Here is a 20136-nt window from a genome sequence, read left to right as displayed (position 1 = left end):
GGATCGACGATGCAGTCGGGCAGTGGTCAGGGCGGCAGCAGCACAGGGTCGTTGGGCGGCGGCGCGTACTGAGATGAGCTTGCGTTCCCGATGGTCGGCCCGGCCTGACGTGGCGACGGCGGTGGGTCGACGCCTGACGTGGCGCTCGCGCGCGTCCTCGTCTACCCGCGCGCAGCGCCAGCGCGGCTCGTTCGCGGCAGTCGCGGCGTTCGGCCTCGTGATCGCGGTTGCGGCGCTCGGCGTGCTCGATGTGGCGAATCTTTACCTGTCCAAACGCGCCTTGCAGAATGTCGCCGACCTCGCGGCGCTGGCGGCCGTGCAGCAGATGGACGATCAGTGCATCCAGCCGCTTGCGACCGCGCAGGCAAACGCGGCCAGCAACGGCTTCACGACAAGCGGCACGAGCAACACGCTGGCCGTGCAGTGCGGCCGCTGGGATTCGAGCAGCAGCGGTTCGATGAGCTTCGTGACCAGCAGCCCGACACCGCCGCTCAACGGCGTGTTGGTGACGGTCACGCGATCCGTGCCGTACTTCTTCCTTGGTCCGCAACGCACGCTGACGGCCACCGCGACCGCCAAGGCATCGGTGGTCGGCACCTTGCAGGTGGGCACCTCGCTCGCCCAGATCAATCTGCTCAACGGCTTGCTGAGTTCGCTGCTGGGCGGTACCGCCGTGAACCTCGACCTGGTGTCGTGGAACGGCATCGCCAATGCCAATGTGAAGATTTCGGATCTGGCGGCGGTGGCGACGCAGGCTGGGACCTATGACGGTTTGCTGTCTGCGACGACATCGCTGACGGCCGGGCAGTACAGCCTCGCTAACATCCTGCTCAGCGCAGTGCAAAAAGACGGTGCATTGACGGCCAATGTTTCGGCGGCACAGAACGCGCTTACCGCGATCGCGTCGCTCGTGCCGCAAGGTCCGCAGAACCAGATCCAGCTGGCGTCGCTCAACAGCAGCACGCAGGCATTGCTGCAACTGGGTGTCGCCAACGCGCAATATGCCGCCGATGCGACGGTCAACGTGCTGCAGATGCTGATCGTGGGCGCGGAGATCGCGGCTGCGGGGCAATCGCCGGTCGCGCTGAACGTGAGTCTGGGCGGCTTGAGCGGCGTGCTGCCGCTGAGCGCCAACCTGACCTTGCAGGTCATTTCGCCGCCGTCGATCGCGGTGGGCGAAGCGGGCTATATCGCCGGGACGACGACGTGGCGCACGATGGCGAAGACCGCACAGATCCTGCTGGGGGTGAATGCGACGCTGTCGACCAATTCGGGCATCGCCACTTACCTGCTGATTCCATACATCCTGAACGTCTACGTGCAACTGCCGCTCTACATCGTGGTGGCGCAAGGCCAGGCCTGGCTAGCGTCCGCGCAATGTGCGGCAACCAGGGCGGCGAGCACGCAGACAATCGGCGTCAATACCGGGATCGCCAACATCTGCGTGGGCACCCCGTTGGCGAGCGGTGTGACCTCAAGCCAGGTGAGCGGATTTTCCTGCTCCAGTACGAATGCGCGCTGGACCATCGCGAGCGTTAAGTTGCTTGGGATGAATGTCGCGACGGTGAGCGCGCCGACTCTGCAGGTTCCAGTCGTCAGTCCGACCTCGTCGACGCTCTCGTTCGATGGCAATGGCAACGCGCTGTCTGGCAATTCGGTCAATTCGAACCAGATTGGCGCGGTCCTCGACAACACGCTGCAATCGCTCGTCACCCAGCTCGGCCAGTTGACCGAAGGCAGCAATGGTCTGCAACTGACCTTGTTGCAGGGGCCGCTCAGCGACTTGCTCGGCATCCTGCTTGCGCCGGTGAGTGCGCTTATCGACGGCGTTGTCATGCCGGTTCTGACGGGACTGCTCGCCGCGCTGTCTCCCGTACTCAGCGGCCTCGACACCGTGCTCATCGGCCCCTTGCTGCAATTGCTCGGCGTCCAGATCGGCGTCGCCACCGTGACCTCCGCTCCGCTCGCCTGCGGCGTCGCAACACTCGTCAAATAAGAAGACACGATGCGTACCACCACCGCCATCGAGGAACTCGACCTCTACGTCTGGGAAGGCAAAGCCGATATTGTCGAGCGCGTCGCGCGCTGCATGGCGAGCCTCGACGTCGAGGTGATCCGCGCCGACGACACCGCGATTTCGCCGCAGCGCATTGCCGCGCGCGCATCGATCGCCGTCGTCAGCGTGAGCGTGATCGATACGAACGCGCTCGTGCTGCGCGACTGGCAGGCCACCCACGGTATGCCCGTGATCTGGGTCGGGGCCGCGCCGCGCGACAACGATCCGGCTTCGTATCCCGCCGAGTATTCGCACATCCTGCCGCTCGACTTCACCTGCGCCGAATTGCGCGGACTCGTCTCCAAGCTCGTGATCCAGCTGCGCGCGCACTCCGCGCAGACCGCCGGCGCCGACGTGCTGGTGGCCGAGTCCGAAACCATGCGCGCGCTGCTCAGGGAAGTCGACACCTTCGCCGACTGCGAGACCACCGTGCTCGTGCACGGCGAGACCGGCACCGGCAAGGAGCGCGTTGCCGAGCTTCTGCATCGCAAGAACAACCGTTACGGCACCGGCCCGTTTGTGGCGGTCAACTGCGGCGCGATTCCGGACGGGCTGTTCGAGTCGCTCTTTTTCGGTCACGCGAAAGGCTCGTTCACGGGCGCTGCGGTTGCCCACAAAGGCTATTTCGAGCAGGCCGATGGCGGCACGCTGTTTCTCGATGAAATCGGCGACCTGCCGCTCTATCAGCAGGTCAAGCTGCTGCGCGTGCTGGAAGATGGCACGGTCACGCGCATCGGCTCGTCCACGCCGCTCAAGGTGGACTTTCGCCTCGTCGCGGCGTCCAACCGCCATCTGCCGCAGTACGTCAAGGATGGTAACTTCCGCGCCGATCTTTACTACCGGCTTGCGGTGATCGAGTTGAGCGTGCCGTCGCTGGAGGAGCGCGGCGCCGTGGACAAGATCGCGCTCTTCAAGGCCTTCGTGACGACGGTGGTGGGCGAGGAGCGTCTCGAGGCGCTGCCCGAGCTGCCTTACTGGCTGGCCGACTCGGTCGCGGCGATGCGCTTTCCTGGCAACGTGCGCGAACTGCGCAACCTGGCCGAACGGGTGGGCGTGACGGTGCGCCAGATGGGCAGTTGGGACGCCACGCGGCTGCGCCGTCTTTTGGCCGGATCGGGCGGCGCGCAGCCGGTCGCGGCGGAGCCCGCAGCGCCCATCGTCGATCGCAGCAAATGGGATATGGCCGAACGCGGCCGTTTGCTCTCCGCGCTCGACGCAAACGGTTGGCGTCGCAAAGATACGGCCCAATTCCTTGGAATTAGCCGAAAAGTGTTGTGGGAAAAGATACGGAAGTACCAAATTTTCGACGAGGAACCCGCAACCGGCGAAAGTGAGTAATAATTGTGCCGATTTGTAAAATCGTAAAAATAGAACTGTTCAAAACAGGTACTTCATGGACTACAAGTGGAGAGTTCGACAAGTCGCGTTGGCCGCGCTTTTGTTGATCGGGGGTGTTGAAACGGGCTGCGCTCAACCGCTTCCAGATAGCGCCGCGGCAAACGCGGCGGCCCAGGCGGGTTCGGTTGCCGCGCAGGACCAGAGTGCAGCCGTTCAGCAGGCACAGTCCGCGCAAGCGGCGCCGCTGCCGGGCACACCCACGGCGCTTACGCCGGACGAAGCACAGCAAAGCGCCGCCGGCAATGTGGCGGAGCTGCAGCAGATGATTCGCGGCTCGGAGCTCAACGAACTGCGCACGACTTACAACGGCACGTACGGCGCGAGCCTGCTGTTCTACGGTAAGGAGATGACGTACTACGTGGCGCTGTTCCAGAACAAGACGTTCTGGCGCGTCATCAAGACGAGCGACGAAACGCGCGCCGAACTGATCTACCGCGACTTCGTGCAGAAGACGATGCAGCTTTCGGATGTCGAGATCCGCCGTACGCGTCTCGATGCGCAGAAGGCGTTCACGAATCGCATGATCGCGCTTACGCAGGATCACGCGAACCGTCTGCAGGCCGATCTCCAGGTCGCGCAACAGCAGCAGGCGATCGTCGCGGACCAGCAGAAGCAGACGCGCGATCAGGCTAATGCGCTGCAAGCCGAGAAGTCGGCGGCGCAGGATCAACTGCGTGCGGTGCAGCGCCAGGTGCGCGATCTGCAGCGTCAGGTCGAAGGCGGTTTGCCGGTTCACTGAGTTCCGCTCAAAACCGGTCGTGCGGGCGCAAGTCCGCGTGACGAAGTGCATGACAACGAAGGCGGGCGTCGCAAGACGCGCCGCCTTTTGTCATTTCTGCTGCGGGATGAGCGCAACGCGCGCGCTGCGCGGTGTTGGGCTCAGTGCTTGCCGTGGCGATGATGGGTGTCGTGATCCTTCTTCGCGTCGTCTTTGTGCTTCGGCTGCGAAGGCGGCGGCGAGGGTGACGGATCAATGGAGATCGGATCGCTGGCGGGGAAGGTTTCCTCGAGCGCTTCGTCGAGCGGATCTTCCTGCGAGGGCGGCGGCGATTTCGGCTTGGATGCGCTCATGGCGTTCTCCGGGGTGCGAGCAAGGTCGCATTCAGGATAACGCAAAGGCTCAATCCGTGACGCAAGGCGGGGTTCGCGTTGCAAGGGCGCGCGAAAGTAGCGGGGCGGGAGCTGAAGCGGGGGGCAAAACAGAAGCGATGCGCGCGAGTGGCGCGCATCGTTTTCGGGTGAGGCGCGACACGAAAGTGCCGCGCATGCAAACAACCTTAGCTGTTGTTCGAACCATCCTGGCCGTTGCCGCCGTTGTTCACGGCGCCGTAGAGACGGCGGCGGCGCGTGACGACGACCGGGCCGTCCTGCGACGTGCGCTCGGACGAAGCCGGCGACGACGAAGACGAGGGCGATCCCGACCACGACTCGCGCGGTTCGCGAGGCTCACGGGGTTCACGCGGCTCGCGGGGTTCACGCGGACCATGGCTGCCATGGTTGCCGTGCGGGCCGCGGCTCGTGTGCTCGCCGTGCGCCGGACGCGGCGCGCGCGGACCCGGACGCGTGCCGGTGTCGAGCTGGATAGTGGAGATGGCGCGTTTGTAGATGCCTTGCAGGCCGACGGGCGTGCGCAGCATCACCAGGTACTGATCGAACGACTCGATGCATCCGGTCAGGCGAATGCCATTGACCAGATAGATTTCAACGCGTTTGCGCTCTTTGCGCGCGGCGTTCATGAAGTCGTTTTGCGGGTGCGATTCTGCGGAAGGCATGGACGAATTCTGGCCGGGCGGCTCAATGCCGCTATTCAATTGGAAACGTTTGCTCGCCGGGATTCTACCTTGTGCCGGCAAAGCGCGCGTGCGTGGACAACCTTTACTGCAGAACTATACCGGCTCCGGGCCGGCCCGGCAGTTTGCCGGCAGGAATGCATTGTTACGTCCCCGTGCATGAACGATGGTGGGCGGCACGGCTTTTCGCGCGCCGGATCAACGTCGCCGCGCGCGTGGTGCAGTCTGGCGCGCTTTGAAACAATACACGAAAGCGGGGTGCGATCTGTGGCAGTTGGACGCAGTTGCGTCCCGTACGTTCAACAGCGTAGTGCATGATGCGCGCGAGTGCGCGACGAATTCCCGCCAGTTTTTACGCCAGTTGCCGTATTTTCCCGTGCTCGCACGCGGCGTAGCGTGTTGCAGTTTGTTACGTAGTTCCTCACTCGCTCCATCTTGATGGTGCCGGTTCGCGTTCACGCGAACCGTACGGCGGCGCACGCGTTCATGGTTCTCATTGTGCCCGCGCGTGCCGGGCGTGCCCACGTCGAAAAAAATCACGCCGATGACAAAAGGCCGGAATAAGCGGGCGGCTTGCTCCGTTTAACACATGTCGATGCGCGCGATCGGAACATCCTGGCCGATCGCGGCGCTTCGGCCCGATCGGCAATTCGGCAATTCGCTTTTCCCAGGCATTCCTGCCGATCCCGCGTCGCCTGGGTGGGAGAAACGTCATGAAGCGTTTTCGCAGTGTGCTCGCATGTGCCTTGTGTGTTGCGTTGACCGTGGTTTCGGGCGTGGGCCTGGCCGCCTGTGGCGACATGAATTCGGGGAACGGCGCATCCAGTAGTTCGGGCGGTTCCTCGGGCGGTGGCTACTGAACGGCGCGCATCGTGTTCGGCCGCCCCTCGCCGGAATTCGAAGCGCAGGTGGTCGCGCAGCTCGCGCGCATGCGCCGCTACGCGCGCACGCTCACGGGCGACGCCGCCTGGGCCGACGATCTCGTGCAGGACGCCGCCGAGCGAGCCTTGTCGCGTGCCTCGTCGTTCAGGCCCGACAGCAATCTGCGCGCGTGGCTGTTGACGATCCTGCGCAACATCTACATCGACCAGTTGCGCGGACGCCGCGAATTTGCCGTCGACGATGAAAGCGCGCCCTGGCGCACGCTGGAGGCGCCGCGCGGCGAGGTGGACGGTCTCGTGCTGCGCGATCTGCAGCGCGCGCTTTATCAGCTACCGGCCGCGCAGCGCGAGGTGCTGTTGCTGGTGTGCGTGGAGGAACTCAGTTATCAGGAGGCGTCGGCGGTGCTGGGCGTGCCCACGGGCACTGTGATGTCGAGGCTTTCACGCGCGCGCGAGCATCTGCGCGCGCTGCTCGACAGGGAACCGGCGCAAGGCGGGGAGCAAAACGCGGCACGCCAGGCCGCGCCGCTGCGGGTCGTGGGCAAGGCAATGGGGACGACGCGATGAACGACGACGATCTCGAACGCGAGCGCAGCGCGCCCGTGGCCGTGCCGGAGGACGATCTGGCCGACCTCGCGGCACTGGGCGCCTTCGTGGACGGCGAACTGCCCGGCGACGCGCACGCCGCGATGCAATCGCGCCTGCACGCCGATGCAACGGCGGCGCAGCGCGTTGGCGCATACCGTGCGCAAAAAGCCGCGCTTCAGGCGCTAAGCCGCGCCGGAGAAGAAACCGCCGCGCCAGCGTGGGTGGTGCTGCGCCGACGCGATCCGTGGTGGCATCGCGCGGGTATCGCGGCGGCGTGGGCCGTGGCAGGCGCGGGCTTCGCGGTGGCGGCGGCCTCGATGTTGCCGCACGGTCTGCCGCTGGGCGCGGGTCAGGGCCCGGGAAGCGCGCTGGTCGCGAGCGACGCGGAAAACTTCGCGCATCGCGCCGATGTTGCCTACGCGGTGTATTCGCCCGAAGTGCGCCATCCCGTCGAAGTCGGCGCCGCCGACGAGGCCCATCTTGTCGCGTGGCTTTCGAAGCGGCTGGGCAGACCGCTGTCGATTCCGCCGCTCGGCGAATACGGCTACACGCTGGTGGGCGGCCGGCTGCTGCCGGGCGCAGCCGGTCCGGCGGCGCAATTCATGTATCAGAACGATACCGGCGAGCGTTTGACGCTCTACGTGAGCGAGTCGGGGCGCGAGCGCGACGCGGTGCATCTGTTGCGCGACGGCAGCCGCCGCACGTTCTACTGGAGCACGGACCGCATGGGTTACGCGCTCTCCGGACCGGATTCGGAAGGGCGTCTGCGCAAGATTGCGTATGAGGTTTGCGGCACGCTCGGCGGGACGTCGGCGCAATGGTGATAGGCCGCAAGCTGGGCGTGACGCCATCATGAACGCCGATCCCGTATTGCCGCCTGGCATGAGCGCGGCGCGATTTTCGCGCGCGCTTGCCGCTTTCGAGTCGATTGTCGGCGCGCCTAACGTGTGCCGGGGTGGCGCTGCGCTTGCGCCGTACTTCGATCCTTTCGCACCCAGCGCCGATGCGCGCGCCTTCGCACCCTCGGCGGCGCTCCTGCCGGCCGATGTCGACGAGATCCGCGCGATCCTGCGTGTCGCCAACGCGGCGCGCGTGCCGCTCTGGACCGTGTCGACGGGCCGCAACTTTGCGTATGGCGGCGCGGCGCCGCGTCTGGCCGGCTCGGTCGTGCTCGACCTGCAACGCCTCAATCGCGTCCTCCACGTCGATGAGCGGCTCGCCTGGGCGCTCGTCGAGCCCGGCGTGAGCTATTTCGATCTGCATGCGTATCTGCGCGAGCGCGGACTCAAGCTGTGGGTCGATCCGCCCGCGGCGGGTTGGGGCAGCGTGATCGGCAATACGCTGGAGCGCGGCTTCGGCTACACCGCCTACGGCGATCACGCAGCCGCGCAATGCGGCATGGAAGTGGTGCTCGCGAATGGCGAGGTGGTGCGCACCGGCATGGGGGCGCTCGATACGGGCGCTTATGCAGGCTCTTCGTGGCCGCTCTACAAGCCAGGCTACGGCCCTTCGTTCGACGCGCTCTTCACGCAGTCGAACTACGGCATCGTCACGAAAATGGGGCTCTGGCTGATGCCCGCGCCCAGCGCGTTCCTGATTGGCGAAATCCAGTTCGCGCGTGAGGATGACCTTGGCGTGATCGTCGACACGCTGCGCACGCTGCAACTGCGCGGCACGATCGCGCAGCACGCGGTGATCGAAGGCGCGATCCGGCGCGCGGCCAGCATCGAGCCGCGCGCACGCTGGTACACGGGCGATGGGCCAATGCCGGAAACCGCCATTGCCGCCATGCAGCGCGAGCTGGACATAGGGCGCTGGAATCTGCATTACGCGCTCTACGGCGAGCCGGACGTGATCGAGGCGCAGCAACGCATCGTTGAGCGTGCGTTTGCGCCGGTCGCGGGTGCGCGCGCGACGTCGAAACGCTATACAGGCAGCGAGGAACCTGAAGGCGGCGGCGCGCGCAACATGGCCGGCATTCCGACGATGAGCGCATTTCGCATGCTCGACTGGCGTGGCGGCGAAGGCGCGCATGTGGACTTCTCGCCGCTGTGTCCCGCCGATGGTCGTGACGCCTTGCGTCAGTACAGTCTCGTCAAGACGCGCGCGGCGGAATATGGTTTCGATTACTACGGTGGCTTCACGGCGGCGGGGCGTCATCTGCATCATGTCTTTGCAGCCATCTTCGTGCGCACCGACGCCGCGCAGGCGGCGCGCGCCGGCGATCTGCTGCGCGCGTTGATGAGCGATGCGCGCGCGGCGGGTTACGGCGTTTATCGTTCGCATCTGCTCTACATGGACTACGCGGCGGCGCAGTACAACTTCAACGACGGCGCGCTGCTGCGACTCGCGCAAACCGTGAAGGACGCGCTCGATCCACAGGGCGTCCTCGCGCCGGGCAAGCAGGGCGTGTGGCCCGCGGCGTGGCGTGAAATGCGCGGCTATACCTGAAGCAGGCGTGAATGATGAACCGGCGAACCTTTCTGATGGCGATGAGCGCATTTTCGTTCGCGCGGATCACGCCGCCGCTGGCCGCGTCCGAATCCATCGCGCTGTACGAACCCGCGCTGGCGCAAGGCCGAGCGCTCGCGCATTATGCCGAACGCGCCGGCATCCTGTCGTTCGCACTCCATGACGATATCGGTGTGCTCTGGCATGCGCAGCGCGCGCGGTTGACGGGCCACGCCGGTTCCCCGGCAAGTGTGCTTTGCGCGCTGCGCGACTCGGACCGTTTCGTGCTCGAACGGTTTGCCGCGCCGCACGGCATGACGCTCATCGACGTGAAAAACGTTAGCGATCCTGATATTAAGATGCCGCTGCCGTTTTCCTGATTTCCTCGTCGCGCAACTCGCGGCGCAAAATCTTGCCGATATTGCTCTGCGGCAGCGCATCGCGAAACTCCACCAGGCGCGGCACCTTGTAGCCCGTGAGCTGCTGGCGGCAGAACTGGATCAGCGCGTCTTCGGTGAGCGTGGGGTCGCGCCGCACGACGAACACTTTCACGCGCTCGCCCTGCACGGCGTCCGGCACGCCAATCGCCGCCACTTCGCGCACGCCCGGATGCTGGGCGATCACGTCCTCGATCTCGTTCGGATACACATTGAAGCCGGAGACCAGAATCATGTCCTTCTTGCGGTCGATCAGGCGGATATAACCGCGCGCATCCATCACGCCGATATCGCCCGTCGCCAGCCAGCCATCGTCGACGAAAACCCGCGCGGTTTCATCGGGGCGATTCCAGTAGCCGCGCATCACCTGCGGGCCTTTCACGCACAACTCGCCCGGCTCGCCGAGATCGGCCCAACTGCCGTCGTTGCGGCGCAGGCGCACCTGGGTCGAGGGCGCGGGCAAGCCGATCGAGCCTTCGAAATCGGCGAGATGGCCGATGTCGACCGGATTGAGCGTGACGATCGGCGAGCATTCGGTGAGGCCGTAACCTTCGACGATCGGCTTGCCCGTGACCGCCTTGAAACGCTCCGCGATGGCCTGATGCGTGGCCATGCCGCCCGCCATCGCGAGCTTCAGGCCGGAGAAGTCGCGCTGGCGGAATTCCTCGTTGTCGAGGAACGCGCTGTAGAGCGTGTTGACCGCACTCATGCAGGTGAAGGTCTCGTGGCGCAGGATCTTCATCACGCGCTTCGTGTCGCGCGGATTCGCGATCAGGATATTGCGCCCGCCCAGCGCCATAAAGATCAGCGCATTGATGGCGAGCGAATAGATGTGATAGAGCGGCAAGGGCGTGAGCACGGTTTCGCCGCCGTCGCTGTCGAGCTGGCCCGCGAGCCACGCCTTCGCCTGCAGCACGTTCGCGAGGATGGTGCCGTGCGTGAGCATCGCGCCCTTGGCGACGCCGGTCGTGCCGCCCGTGTATTGCAGGAAGGCCAGATCGTCCAGGCGCGCGGTGGCGGGAGCGCGCGGCGCGCGCGCACCTTGCTCCAGCACGTCGAGCAGACGCCGCGCCTGAGGCAGCCGGTAGGCCGGCACCATCTTCTTCACATGGCGCAGCATGAAGTTGATGAAACGGCCCTTGAGATTGAGTCCCTCGCCCAGCAGATCGCCCAGTTGCGTGATGACGATGCGCTCGACCGCCGTGCCTGGCAGCGCCTCCTGAAGCGTCTTCGCGAAGCTCTCGAACACGACGATGGTTTGCGCGCCGCTGTCCTTGAGTTGATGCGCAAGCTCGCGCGCCGTATAGAGCGGATTGACGTTGACGACGACGGCGCCCGCCTTGAGCGCGCCGAATAGCGCGACCGGATACTGGAGGGTGTTGGGCAGCATGATGGCGACGCGCTCGCCCGGCTTGACACCCGCACCCTGCAGCCACGAGGAGAACGCCGTGGCCTTGCGCGCGAGCGCGCCATAAGTCATCGGCGAGCCAGCGCTCACGTAGGCGACGCGCTCGCGAAAGCGCGCGGTGCATTCGTCGAAAAACTGCACGAGCGAGGCGTATTGCGCCACGTCCACCTCGTGCGGCACGCCGTCCGGGTACGAGGCGTACCAGACGCCGTCCGTATTCGGCGCCGCTGCGGCGACAGTAGCGGCGGGGTGTGGGTCGGGCCGGTGCAGTTGCGGCGATTCGCTCATTATGGTTCTCCGGGCAGGCGTGGTCCTTGGCGCGAACATCATGCACCGCGCCGCGCTGGCTGGGCAGACGGAGTTTCCCTGCCGGTGAACTGCGTGTCTTGCGCCAAATGACCAAGGGCCGTACCGGAGTCATCCGGCACGGCCCTTGTTATGCGATCACCCGGCGATCGCTATCGCGTCAGGTGCTCGCCGCCACATGTTTCGCGGTCTGCGTCATGTCGATACCGCGACGCTCGCGGCTGAACAGGATCAGCACCGAAATCACCACGGCCACCGTGCCCGCGACGATGGCCATCGCCATGCCGTAGTTCTGGTCGTGCGTTTCGGCCAGCGACGCCTGCAGCGTGGCGTTCACCGAGGCGAACAGATTGCCGAGCTGATAAACGAGGCCCGGGAACGTCGCGCGCACTTCGTCAGGCGAGATTTCGTTGAGGTGCACGGGAATCACGCCCCACGCGCCTTGCACCGAAATCTGCATGAGGAACGCGCCGAGCGCGAGCATCATCGGCGTGACCGAGAAGGCCCACAGCGGCAGCACCGGCAGCGCGATCAGCGCGGCGATGCAGATGGCCTTGCGGCGGCCGATCTTTTCGGAGATCGAACCAAAGAACAGGCCGCCCACGATCGCGCCGATATTCAGCACGATGGTGATGAGCGACACCGTATGCGGATCGAAGTGATGCTGTTCGCGCAGGAAGGTCGGATACAGATCCTGGGTGCCGTGCGAGAAGAAGTTGAACGCCGTCATCAGCACGATCGCGTAGATCGACAAGCCGAGGTTGTGCTTGAGCGTCGTAAGCAGGCTCGGGCGAGCGCGCTTTTCCATTTCCTTCCAGGCCGGCGATTCAGGCACATGGGAGCGCACGTAAAGCACGAGCAGCGCCGGCAGCACGCCGATGAAGAACATGCCGCGCCAGCCGATATGCTGGTAGAGCACGCCGAACACCACGGAAGCGAGCAGATAGCCGCTCGGATAACCCGCCTGCAGCAGGCCCGATACGATGCCGCGAGCCTTGGGCGGAATGGTTTCCATCGTGAGCGCGGAGCCCACGCCCCATTCGCCGCCCATCGCGACGCCAAACAGCGCGCGCAGCACGATAAAGGTGGTGAGGTTGGGAGAGAAACCGGTGAGCAGTTCGAGCAGCGAGTAGCACGCGATGTTGACCATCAGCGTGGGGCGGCGGCCATAACGGTCGGCGAGGCGCCCGAAGATCAGCGCGCCGATGGGGCGCATCGCCAATGTCAACGTAATTGCAAAGGCGACGGCAGGGATTTTTGTATTGAATTCAGTGGCGATATCTTTCAGAACGAAAACCATTAGAAAGAAATCAAAGGCGTCGAGCGTCCACCCCAGATACGCTGCGATCGTCACGTTTTTTTGCTCTCGCGTCCAGCTCATGTCTTTTTTCTCCTGGAAAAACCCGGCGCCTTGCCGTCTCCTGGCATGGCGTGGGTAACTCGCTACGCCCCGCGCTGCGAGCTTCGTACGAGTGTACGCCCGGCATTAAACATTTGCATGAATGTCGGGCGCAACCGGACTAAACCCTAAGAGAGAGTTTTATCGGGGCATATCAGGCGAAAGCTGATTGTTTTTAATGTAATTTAAATGTAATTAAATCGAAGCCGATTATCAATGTGATGTGGATCGCCAAACGCATATTGGTTCGCGATCCTGATGGCTTTATCGCTTTGCTGCCGGCGAGTGTCGCCCGGCAATCGATTAACGCTGCGCGAGCCAGTTGGCGGCAAGCTCCATCACGCCGTTCCAGTCGCCCATCTTCGTCTGGCGCAATACGTGGGCCGACTCCATCCACGGCGAGCGCGTGCTATGTCGACCCCAGCGCCATTCGCCCGTGGGGTTGACGAGCACGGCGGTCGGCTTGCCGCTCATGGCGGCGAGATTGGCGATGCCCGCATCCACGCTGAGTACGGCGTCGAGTTGCTCGATGCAGGCCGCCGTATCGGCGAAGCTGGCGATGCCCGGCGTGTAATACGCCACTTTTCCGCGAGGCGAGCCGCTTTTCACTTCCGCCAGAGGATGGTGCAGGCTGACGAACTGGACACTGTTGGCAAATTGCGGATCGAGCGTCAGGCGTTCGAGGATTTCGACCGGCAGGCTGCGCAAACCAGCCCAGCTACGCTCTTTGCTGCGCATCGCGGGTTCATGACGTTGTACGCAATCCCAGAACAGCCCGACCAGTTTTTTGCCGGGCTGCTGCGCGCGCAACGTTTGTGCCCACTGCGTGGCGCGTTCGCGTTGCGTTGCGGGCGCGCGCAGGAAGGCAGGGAAATAAGGCGCCGGTCGAGGCGCGTCGCGCATGGCGAGCATCGGCAGATGGAGCAGGGTGGCCTGCATGGTCGGTGCGAATTCGCGAACGGCGGGCAGCAGGTCGTCGCCACAACGCGCGAACAGTTCGAGTGGCCGGGCGCAGGCCACCACGCGGCAATCGGGCAAGGACGCTTCAATCAGGCTGTGGATCGCCACATCGCAGGTGACCATGATTTCCGCGCCCGCCGCGCGCCAGTGGCGCAGGCTGCCGAACAGCATGAACTGGTCGCCATAACCCATCTGATGGGTCACGAGAACACGCTGGCCGTGCAGGTCGCGCTGGCCTTGCCACATCGGCACCTCGCTGTGGCGGTAGCTGCCGCTGTCGCCGCAGTTGCGCCAGATCCAGTGTGTGAAGCCATTCGCGTCGCCCTTGCTGAGCATCGCTTCGGCCAGCCATTTGCGCGCGCGTAGTTTATCGGGATGGGTGTCGTCCTCGGGCTGCTCCAGGGCCTGATTCAGGACCGCGATGGCGAGGTCGACATCGCCGCCCAGATACAGATCGCGGCCCAGCCGCCCAAGATAGAACAGCGGCGCCCAATCCAGCCCGGCGTAGTCGATCCAGGTCTGCGCCGCCTGGGCATGATGGCCGAGCAGGCGCAACGAGCGGGCGCGCGCGTGCACGAAGTTGCGGCTGCGAGGGTCGAGCGCCAGACCCTTTTCGGCCCAGGGGAGCATTTGCTCGTCGCGCCTCACGCCGATCAGCGCCTCGCAGATCTGCGCGAGCGGTTGCGCGGCGGCCGGCTGGCGGGTATGGGCGACGAAGGACTGGATCAGACGTTGTTCGGGATTGGGGCTCATGATCGGGCGGCTCACTAAGATAAGTCTCTGTTTCTGTATGAGAAAAATCTTATCGATCTGTCAGGCCCGCCGATATCGGAGTCGTCCTAATTCGTCTTGAAATGTCGCCGCCCGTTACCACACCGCGCCCACGTCACTGCACGACCCGCACACTTTCGTTGATAATGAACGACCGTGCTTTTCCTGATTCACTTCGGATGTCGGAGTGACTAGAATCGGATTCGATCTCGTTGGTTTCGCTATGCGGAACGGATGACGGGCGTGCATGGACAGAGAGTCAGCAGGACCAGGAGGCGGCGCGCGATGCGGGCCACGGCAGCACCAGGCAGCACTTCAGGCAGCACCTCAGGCAGCACCTCAGGCAGAACATCAGGCAGAACATCAGCAGACATCCAGGAGACACAAGCATGCAGGTCAGGGAATTGTTCGAATTGAAGGGGCAGGTCGCGCTCATCACGGGCGGCTCGCGCGGGCTAGGGCTGCAGATGGCCGAGGCGCTCGGGGAAATGGGGGCGCGCGTGGTGATCTCCGCGCGCAAGGCCGATGAACTCGCCGAGGCGCAGAAGCATCTGCAGGCGCTCGGCATCGAAGCCATGACGATCGTGAGCGATCTGCAGCGCCCGGACGCGGCCGTCAAGCTGGTCGACGAAACGCTGGCGGCGTTCGGCCAGATCGACATTCTCGTGAACAATGCGGGCGCCACGTGGGGCGCGCCGGCCGAGGACTACCCCGACGAGGCGTGGCACAAGGTCATGAACCTCAACGTCAATGCACCGTTCTTTCTCGCACGCGAAGTGGGCAAGCGCTGCATGATTGGACGCAAGCGCGGCAAGATCATCAATATCGCTTCGATTGCGGGCCTCAAGGGCTCGCTTGGGCCGATGCAGACCATCGCCTACAACACCTCGAAGGCCGCGGCGATCAACTTCACGCGCGCGCTCGCCGCGGAGTGGGGCAAGTACGGCATCAACGTCAATGCGATCTGCCCGGGCTTTTTCCCCACCAAGATGGCCGCGGGCCTGCTCGACAAGCTCGGCCAGAGCGTCATCGACCACACGCCGCTGCAGCGTCTGGGCGACGAGAGCGATCTGAAGGGCGCCGTGGTGTTTCTCGCCAGCGGTGCGTCGCGCCACATTACCGGCCAGTATCTGGCGATCGACGGCGGCGCGAGCATCGTCTGATCGCTCGCGCTCCAGAGCGCAATTTATATCGCACACCGAAGTATCATGGATGGCTCGCGGTGCATCTCTGCGCCGTGTGGCCGATTGCACGACCCGCGCGCCGCTCGTGGCGGCGCGCAATCCACGGGACGGAACCCGCCATGCCCACGTCTGCCGTCGCTGTATCGTCCGAAAGTTCGCGCAAGCCTTCGCCCAAAAGTTCGCCTTTCTGGCCCGCGCAACTCTCGCCGAATCTGAGCATTCCCGCCACGAACCTGTTCTATAACGCCGAAGTTTCCGCCGCGCGTTATCCCGACAAGCCTTTCATCATCTTCTACGACACGCCCGTCACGTTCGCGCAGTTCAAGGACGAGGCCGAGCGTGTGGCCGGTTATCTGCAAACCGAATGCGGCGTGAAGGCTGGCGACCGCGTGCTGCTCTACATGCAGAACAGCCCCCAATGGGTGATCGCCTACTACGGCATCCTGCGCGCCAATGCCGTGGTCGTTCCCGTCAATCCGATGAACCTCACGGACGAGCTGGAGCATTACGTGGAAGACAGCGGCGCGACGACGGCGTTTGTCACGCAGGAGCTTTATCCGCGTATTGCGCCGCTGGTGGGCGAGGGCGATGGCGCGGGCCTGCGTCATCTGTTGGTGGCCACCTACAGCGACTATATAAAACGCGAGCCGTTTGCGACGCCGCCGGAATTCGTGAGCGCGCCGCGCCATGTCGAAGGTCCGGGCGTCGCGCATTGGGCCGACGTGCTGGAGGCGAATATCGCGCCCGGTCCGCTGACGGCGGGCGCCGACGATCTTTGCGTGATGCCTTATACCTCGGGCACGACCGGCAAACCCAAGGGTTGCATGCATACGCATCGCAGTGTGATGTGCACGGCGGTGGGCGGCTGCAACTGGTTCGGCAGTAATCAGGATGCCGTACAGTTGTCGGTGCTGCCGCTCTTTCACGTGACAGGCATGCAGGGCGGCATGAACAGCCCGCTCTATAACGGCTCGACCGTGGTGATCCTGCCACGCTGGGACCGCGATGTGGCCGCGCGCGCGATCGAGCACTATCGCATCAACGGCTGGCAGGCGATTTCGACGATGGTGGTCGATTTCATTTCGAATCCGCGCATCGGCGAATACGATTTGTCGAGTCTCGCCTGGATGCGTGGCGGCGGCGCGACGATGCCGGACGCCGTGGTCAAGAAGCTGCGCGATCTCACGGGCCTCGAATTCGTGGAGGGCTATGGGATGTCTGAAACCATGGCCGCCACGCACATTAATCCGCCGCAAAATCCGAAGCCGCAGTGCCTGGGTATTCCGGTGTTCGACGTCGATGCGCGCATTGTCGATCCGATCACGCTGGAAGAGGTCGCGGAAGGCGAGGCGGGTGAACTCATCATGTGCGCGCCGCAGGTGATGCAGGGTTACTGGGGCAACGCCAAAGCGACCAAAGAAGCCTTCATCGAGCGTGACGGCAAGCGTTTCCTGCGCACGGGCGACCTCGTGCGTCGCGACGCGGACGGCTACTACTTCATGACCGATCGCCTCAAACGCATGATCAATGCGTCGGGCTACAAGGTCTGGCCCGCCGAGGTGGAGGCGCTGATGTACCGCCATCCGGCGATCAAGGAAGTCTGCGTGATCGGCACGCAGGACGCGAAGCGCGGCGAAACGGTGAAGGCCGTTGTCGTGCTCGACCCGCAGAAACTGGGCAGCGTGAACGAGGACGACGTTATCGCGTGGGCGCACGAGAACATGGCGGCCTACAAGGCGCCGCGCATCGTGCAGTTCGTCGATACGTTGCCCAAGTCGGGTAGCGGCAAGATCCTGTGGCGCAAGCTTCAGGAAGACGAGGCCGCTGCGCGCTAGGTCTTGTTGTTGCGACGGCGGCCTCGTTTGAACGAGTGCCGCCGATCAAGACGTTTTTCGTCTGCATCAGCAGTTTGATCGTTCCAGACCTTCCTGCGAGCCTCAGGCACCGGCCAGCGCCGGCAGCCCGGGCTCGCTCCAATCCCATCCCAACGGTTCCTGCGGCATCTGTCTGAGCGCGGCTTGATGCGCGTTCTGCACCGGCGTCCATTCCCCCGGCGCTTGCGCATTCTTGCGCCCGAGGATCGCTTCACACAGAAAGTCGATGCTGTAAGCCTTCAGCAGATGCGCGTGATGCGTCTCGATGTAGGTGGCCAGGCGAGCCGCTTCGCCTTCGATCGACGCCAGCGCGTGCAGCGTGGCCGTATCCCAGCGAAACCGCAATCCAAGTTCGGCGAAGGCCGAATTGAATGCGCTCAACTGCGCATGAAGGTGCGACTCGTGTTCCGTGGCGTGCCGCGTGGGGGACGATGGATTCATGACGGTTCTCCTGGTGCTGATGAAGAGTGGCGTGAATCCAGCGTAGAAGCGCCTATGAATAAACGATAGTTAAAGTTTTTTTCGATATTCATAAGTCATCGTCTATGCGATCTGCTGTGCGTGTAAACCCCCCGTTGTGATGTCTGGGTCGCTGATATATTGTATTTAACATATCGAATTCGCCAGTATTGTCACGTAGCGCCGGCCAAACACGTTGGAGACCCGTCACCGATGTCCGCCGAAACCCAAGACGAAGCAGCATCACCGTTGTTCCTGACGCTCGAACCTATTCACGCCACGGTCTCGCTGCGCGACCAGGCCTACGCGAAACTGAAGCAGGCGATTGCCGAAACCGACATTTACCGCTCGCGAGACGAAATTCGTCTTGATGAGAAAGAACTCACCGAAAAGCTGGGTGTGAGTCGCACGCCGGTGCGGGAGGCCATGACGCTGCTGGAGCAGGAGGGGTTTCTGCGCACGGTGCCACGGCGCGGCGTTTATATCCTGCGCAAGACGCGCAAGGAAATTGTCGAGATGATCTATATGTGGGCGGCGCTGGAGAGCATCGCGGCGCGGCTTGCGACCCAACGCGCTTCAGACGAGGACATTGCGCGTCTGCGCCGTATGTTTGCGGATTTCGGCGAGCACGCGCCTGCCGAGCACATCGAGGAATACTCCGAGGCGAATATCACGTTTCACCAGGCGCTGGTCGAGTTATCCCAGTCGCCGATCATCGTGGACACCATCAAGAACATCTTCATGCATGTGCGGGCGATCCGCAGGATGACGATTGCGCAGAGCGATCGTGCGTCGCGGTCGATCGTCGATCACATGCGCATTATCGAAGCGCTGGAGGCGCGCGACACCGAACGCGTCGAACGTCTCGTGCGCCAGCATTCGATCGACCTCGCGTTGTTCGTCGAAGCGCACTGCGACTTTCTCGACTGAGTTTTTATATTGATCGCGGTGCCGTTGCTGGTCATATGGTTTGGACTACGTAGGAAATGTGCAGCAACTTTAGAGCACATAGAAGGAATCGAAAAACGGCTTGACTAATACTGTGTGTGGAATATTGTATATCACGGATTGCGGGTGATCAGCGAAGCCACCCACCCGCGACCCACATAACGCCCCGCCAAAGAGGAGACGTCATGGCAGAAGCAGGCATCAACGAAGCGCAGAACGGCTCTGCGCAGGACGAGCAGGCGACGACGGACGGCTTTCATCTCGTCATCGACGCGCTCAAGCTCAACGATATCGACACGATTTTCGGTCTGGTCGGCATTCCCATTACGGACCTCGCACGCCTCGCGCAAGCGCAGGGCATGCGCTTCATCGGCTTTCGCCATGAGCAGAACGCGGGCAATGCCGCTGCGGTGGCGGGCTATATGACGAAGAAGCCCGGCATCTGTCTGACCGTTTCCGCGCCGGGCTTTCTCAACGGCCTGACCGCGCTGGCGAACGCCACGACCAATTGCTTCCCGATGATTCTCATCAGCGGCTCGAGCGAGCGCGAGATCGTCGATCTCCAGCAAGGCGACTACGAGGAAATGGATCAGCTGAACGCAGCCAGGCCCTACGCGAAGGCCGCGTATCGCGTGCTGCACGCGGAGGATATCGGCATCGGTGTGGCGCGCGCGATTCGCGCGGCGCTCTCTGGCCGGCCGGGCGGCGTGTATCTGGATCTGCCGGCGAAATTGCTTGCCCAGACCATCGACGCAGTCAAGGGGCGTGAGTCGCTCGTCAAGGTAGTGGACGCCGCGCCGCGCCAGATACCGGCACCGGATGCGGTCAAGCGTGCGCTCGATGTGATCAGGAATGCGAAGCGTCCCTTGATTCTGCTTGGTAAGGGCGCGGCCTATGCCCAGGCCGATGCGCAGATCCGCGAACTGGTCGAAAAGAGCGGCGTCCCTTATCTGCCGATGTCGATGGCGAAGGGGCTCTTGCCGGATACGCATGCGCAATCGGCCTCGGCGGCGCGTTCGTATGTGCTGGCCGAAGCCGATGCGGTGGTGCTGATCGGCGCGCGTCTGAACTGGCTGCTCGCGCACGGCAAGGGCAAGACCTGGGGCGCACCGACGCCCAAACGCTTCGTGCAGATCGACATCGCACCCACGGAGATCGACAGCAATGTCGCGATCGAAGCGCCCTTGATTGGCGATATCGGCTCATGCGTCGAAGCACTGGTGGCC

The 20136-nt window shown here is 63.8% G+C and carries 18 protein-coding genes; 12 read left to right on the top strand and 6 right to left on the bottom strand.

The window, feature by feature from the left end:
• The first annotated feature begins 73 nt into the window (after positions 1-73).
• Genes VG320_RS03475 through VG320_RS03465 form a run of 3 tightly spaced genes read left to right on the top strand, consistent with a single transcriptional unit; the run spans position 74 to position 4193 of the window.
• Positions 74-1996 carry a TadG family pilus assembly protein gene (locus tag VG320_RS03475; RefSeq protein WP_327198765.1) on the top strand — a complete coding sequence of 641 codons (1923 nt, stop codon included), beginning with the start codon at positions 74-76 and terminating at the stop codon, positions 1994-1996.
• A gap of 9 nt (positions 1997-2005) precedes the next feature.
• Entirely contained in the window at positions 2006-3394 is a 1389-nt protein-coding gene (locus tag VG320_RS03470) for a sigma-54 dependent transcriptional regulator (RefSeq protein WP_327198764.1), read from the top strand.
• A gap of 55 nt (positions 3395-3449) precedes the next feature.
• Positions 3450-4193, top strand: coding sequence for a DUF2968 domain-containing protein (locus VG320_RS03465; protein ID WP_327198763.1), 744 nt, complete (start codon positions 3450-3452; stop codon positions 4191-4193).
• Positions 4194-4333: 140 nt separating this feature from the next.
• Here VG320_RS03465 and VG320_RS03460 read toward each other — a convergent pair whose 3' ends face one another.
• Both VG320_RS03460 and hfq read right to left on the bottom strand, forming a co-directional pair.
• The gene (locus VG320_RS03460) at positions 4334-4525 is read right to left on the bottom strand and encodes a hypothetical protein (protein WP_327198762.1); all 192 of its coding nucleotides are present in this window, start codon (positions 4523-4525) and stop codon (positions 4334-4336) included.
• A gap of 206 nt (positions 4526-4731) precedes the next feature.
• On the bottom strand, positions 4732-5226 hold the full coding sequence (hfq, locus tag VG320_RS03455) for an RNA chaperone Hfq (RefSeq protein ID WP_327198761.1): 495 nt from the start codon (positions 5224-5226) through the stop codon (positions 4732-4734).
• Between the two features lie 731 nt (positions 5227-5957).
• On the opposite strand from hfq, the gene VG320_RS03450 reads away from it, so the two are divergent.
• Genes VG320_RS03450 through VG320_RS03430 form a run of 5 tightly spaced genes read left to right on the top strand, consistent with a single transcriptional unit; the run spans position 5958 to position 9544 of the window.
• Positions 5958-6104, top strand: a complete 147-nt coding sequence (locus tag VG320_RS03450) for a hypothetical protein (RefSeq protein ID WP_327198760.1) — start codon at positions 5958-5960, stop codon at positions 6102-6104.
• A gap of 12 nt (positions 6105-6116) precedes the next feature.
• A complete protein-coding gene (locus tag VG320_RS03445; protein ID WP_327198759.1) occupies positions 6117-6692 on the top strand; it encodes a sigma-70 family RNA polymerase sigma factor in 576 nt (191 codons plus the stop codon).
• The gene (locus VG320_RS03440) at positions 6689-7537 is read left to right on the top strand and encodes an anti-sigma factor (RefSeq protein WP_327198758.1); all 849 of its coding nucleotides are present in this window, start codon (positions 6689-6691) and stop codon (positions 7535-7537) included. Before VG320_RS03445 ends, VG320_RS03440 begins: the two co-directional genes overlap by 4 nt.
• A 28-nt stretch (positions 7538-7565) precedes the next feature.
• Positions 7566-9164: an FAD-binding oxidoreductase gene (locus tag VG320_RS03435; protein WP_327198757.1), complete on the top strand. Its 1599-nt coding sequence runs from the start codon at positions 7566-7568 to the stop codon at positions 9162-9164.
• Between the two features lie 11 nt (positions 9165-9175).
• Positions 9176-9544, top strand: coding sequence for a hypothetical protein (locus tag VG320_RS03430; protein WP_327198756.1), 369 nt, complete (start codon positions 9176-9178; stop codon positions 9542-9544).
• Here the strand turns inward: VG320_RS03430 and VG320_RS03425 are convergent.
• From VG320_RS03425 to VG320_RS03415, 3 genes are all read right to left on the bottom strand, one after another.
• Positions 9519-11297, bottom strand: a complete 1779-nt coding sequence (locus VG320_RS03425; RefSeq protein ID WP_327198755.1) for an AMP-binding protein — start codon at positions 11295-11297, stop codon at positions 9519-9521. The genes VG320_RS03430 and VG320_RS03425 overlap by 26 nt on opposite strands.
• A 178-nt stretch (positions 11298-11475) precedes the next feature.
• A complete protein-coding gene (locus VG320_RS03420; protein ID WP_327198754.1) occupies positions 11476-12696 on the bottom strand; it encodes an MFS transporter in 1221 nt (406 codons plus the stop codon).
• Positions 12697-13017: 321 nt separating this feature from the next.
• Entirely contained in the window at positions 13018-14427 is a 1410-nt protein-coding gene (locus VG320_RS03415) for a hypothetical protein (protein WP_327198753.1), read from the bottom strand.
• A gap of 407 nt (positions 14428-14834) precedes the next feature.
• Here VG320_RS03415 and VG320_RS03410 point away from each other — a divergent pair, with 407 nt between their 5' ends.
• Both VG320_RS03410 and VG320_RS03405 read left to right on the top strand, forming a co-directional pair.
• Entirely contained in the window at positions 14835-15608 is a 774-nt protein-coding gene (locus tag VG320_RS03410; protein WP_327198752.1) for an SDR family oxidoreductase, read from the top strand.
• A 140-nt stretch (positions 15609-15748) separates the two neighbouring features.
• Positions 15749-17464, top strand: coding sequence for a long-chain fatty acid--CoA ligase (locus VG320_RS03405; RefSeq protein WP_327198751.1), 1716 nt, complete (start codon positions 15749-15751; stop codon positions 17462-17464).
• Between the two features lie 102 nt (positions 17465-17566).
• Here the strand turns inward: VG320_RS03405 and VG320_RS03400 are convergent, their stop codons facing one another.
• The gene (locus tag VG320_RS03400; protein WP_327198750.1) at positions 17567-17944 is read right to left on the bottom strand and encodes a hypothetical protein; all 378 of its coding nucleotides are present in this window, start codon (positions 17942-17944) and stop codon (positions 17567-17569) included.
• Between the two features lie 231 nt (positions 17945-18175).
• Between VG320_RS03400 and VG320_RS03395 the strand changes: the two genes are divergently transcribed.
• Entirely contained in the window at positions 18176-18892 is a 717-nt protein-coding gene (locus VG320_RS03395) for a GntR family transcriptional regulator (RefSeq protein ID WP_327198749.1), read from the top strand.
• Between the two features lie 203 nt (positions 18893-19095).
• On the top strand, positions 19096-20136 hold a 1041-nt coding region (oxc, locus tag VG320_RS03390; RefSeq protein ID WP_327198748.1), incomplete at its 3' end, for an oxalyl-CoA decarboxylase.

Source organism: Paraburkholderia sp. (assembly GCF_035948235.1).
Classification (GTDB): Bacteria; Pseudomonadota; Gammaproteobacteria; order Burkholderiales; family Burkholderiaceae; genus Paraburkholderia.
Note: the sequence above shows the minus strand (reverse complement) of the source record. Positions and strands in the feature narration are given on the sequence as shown.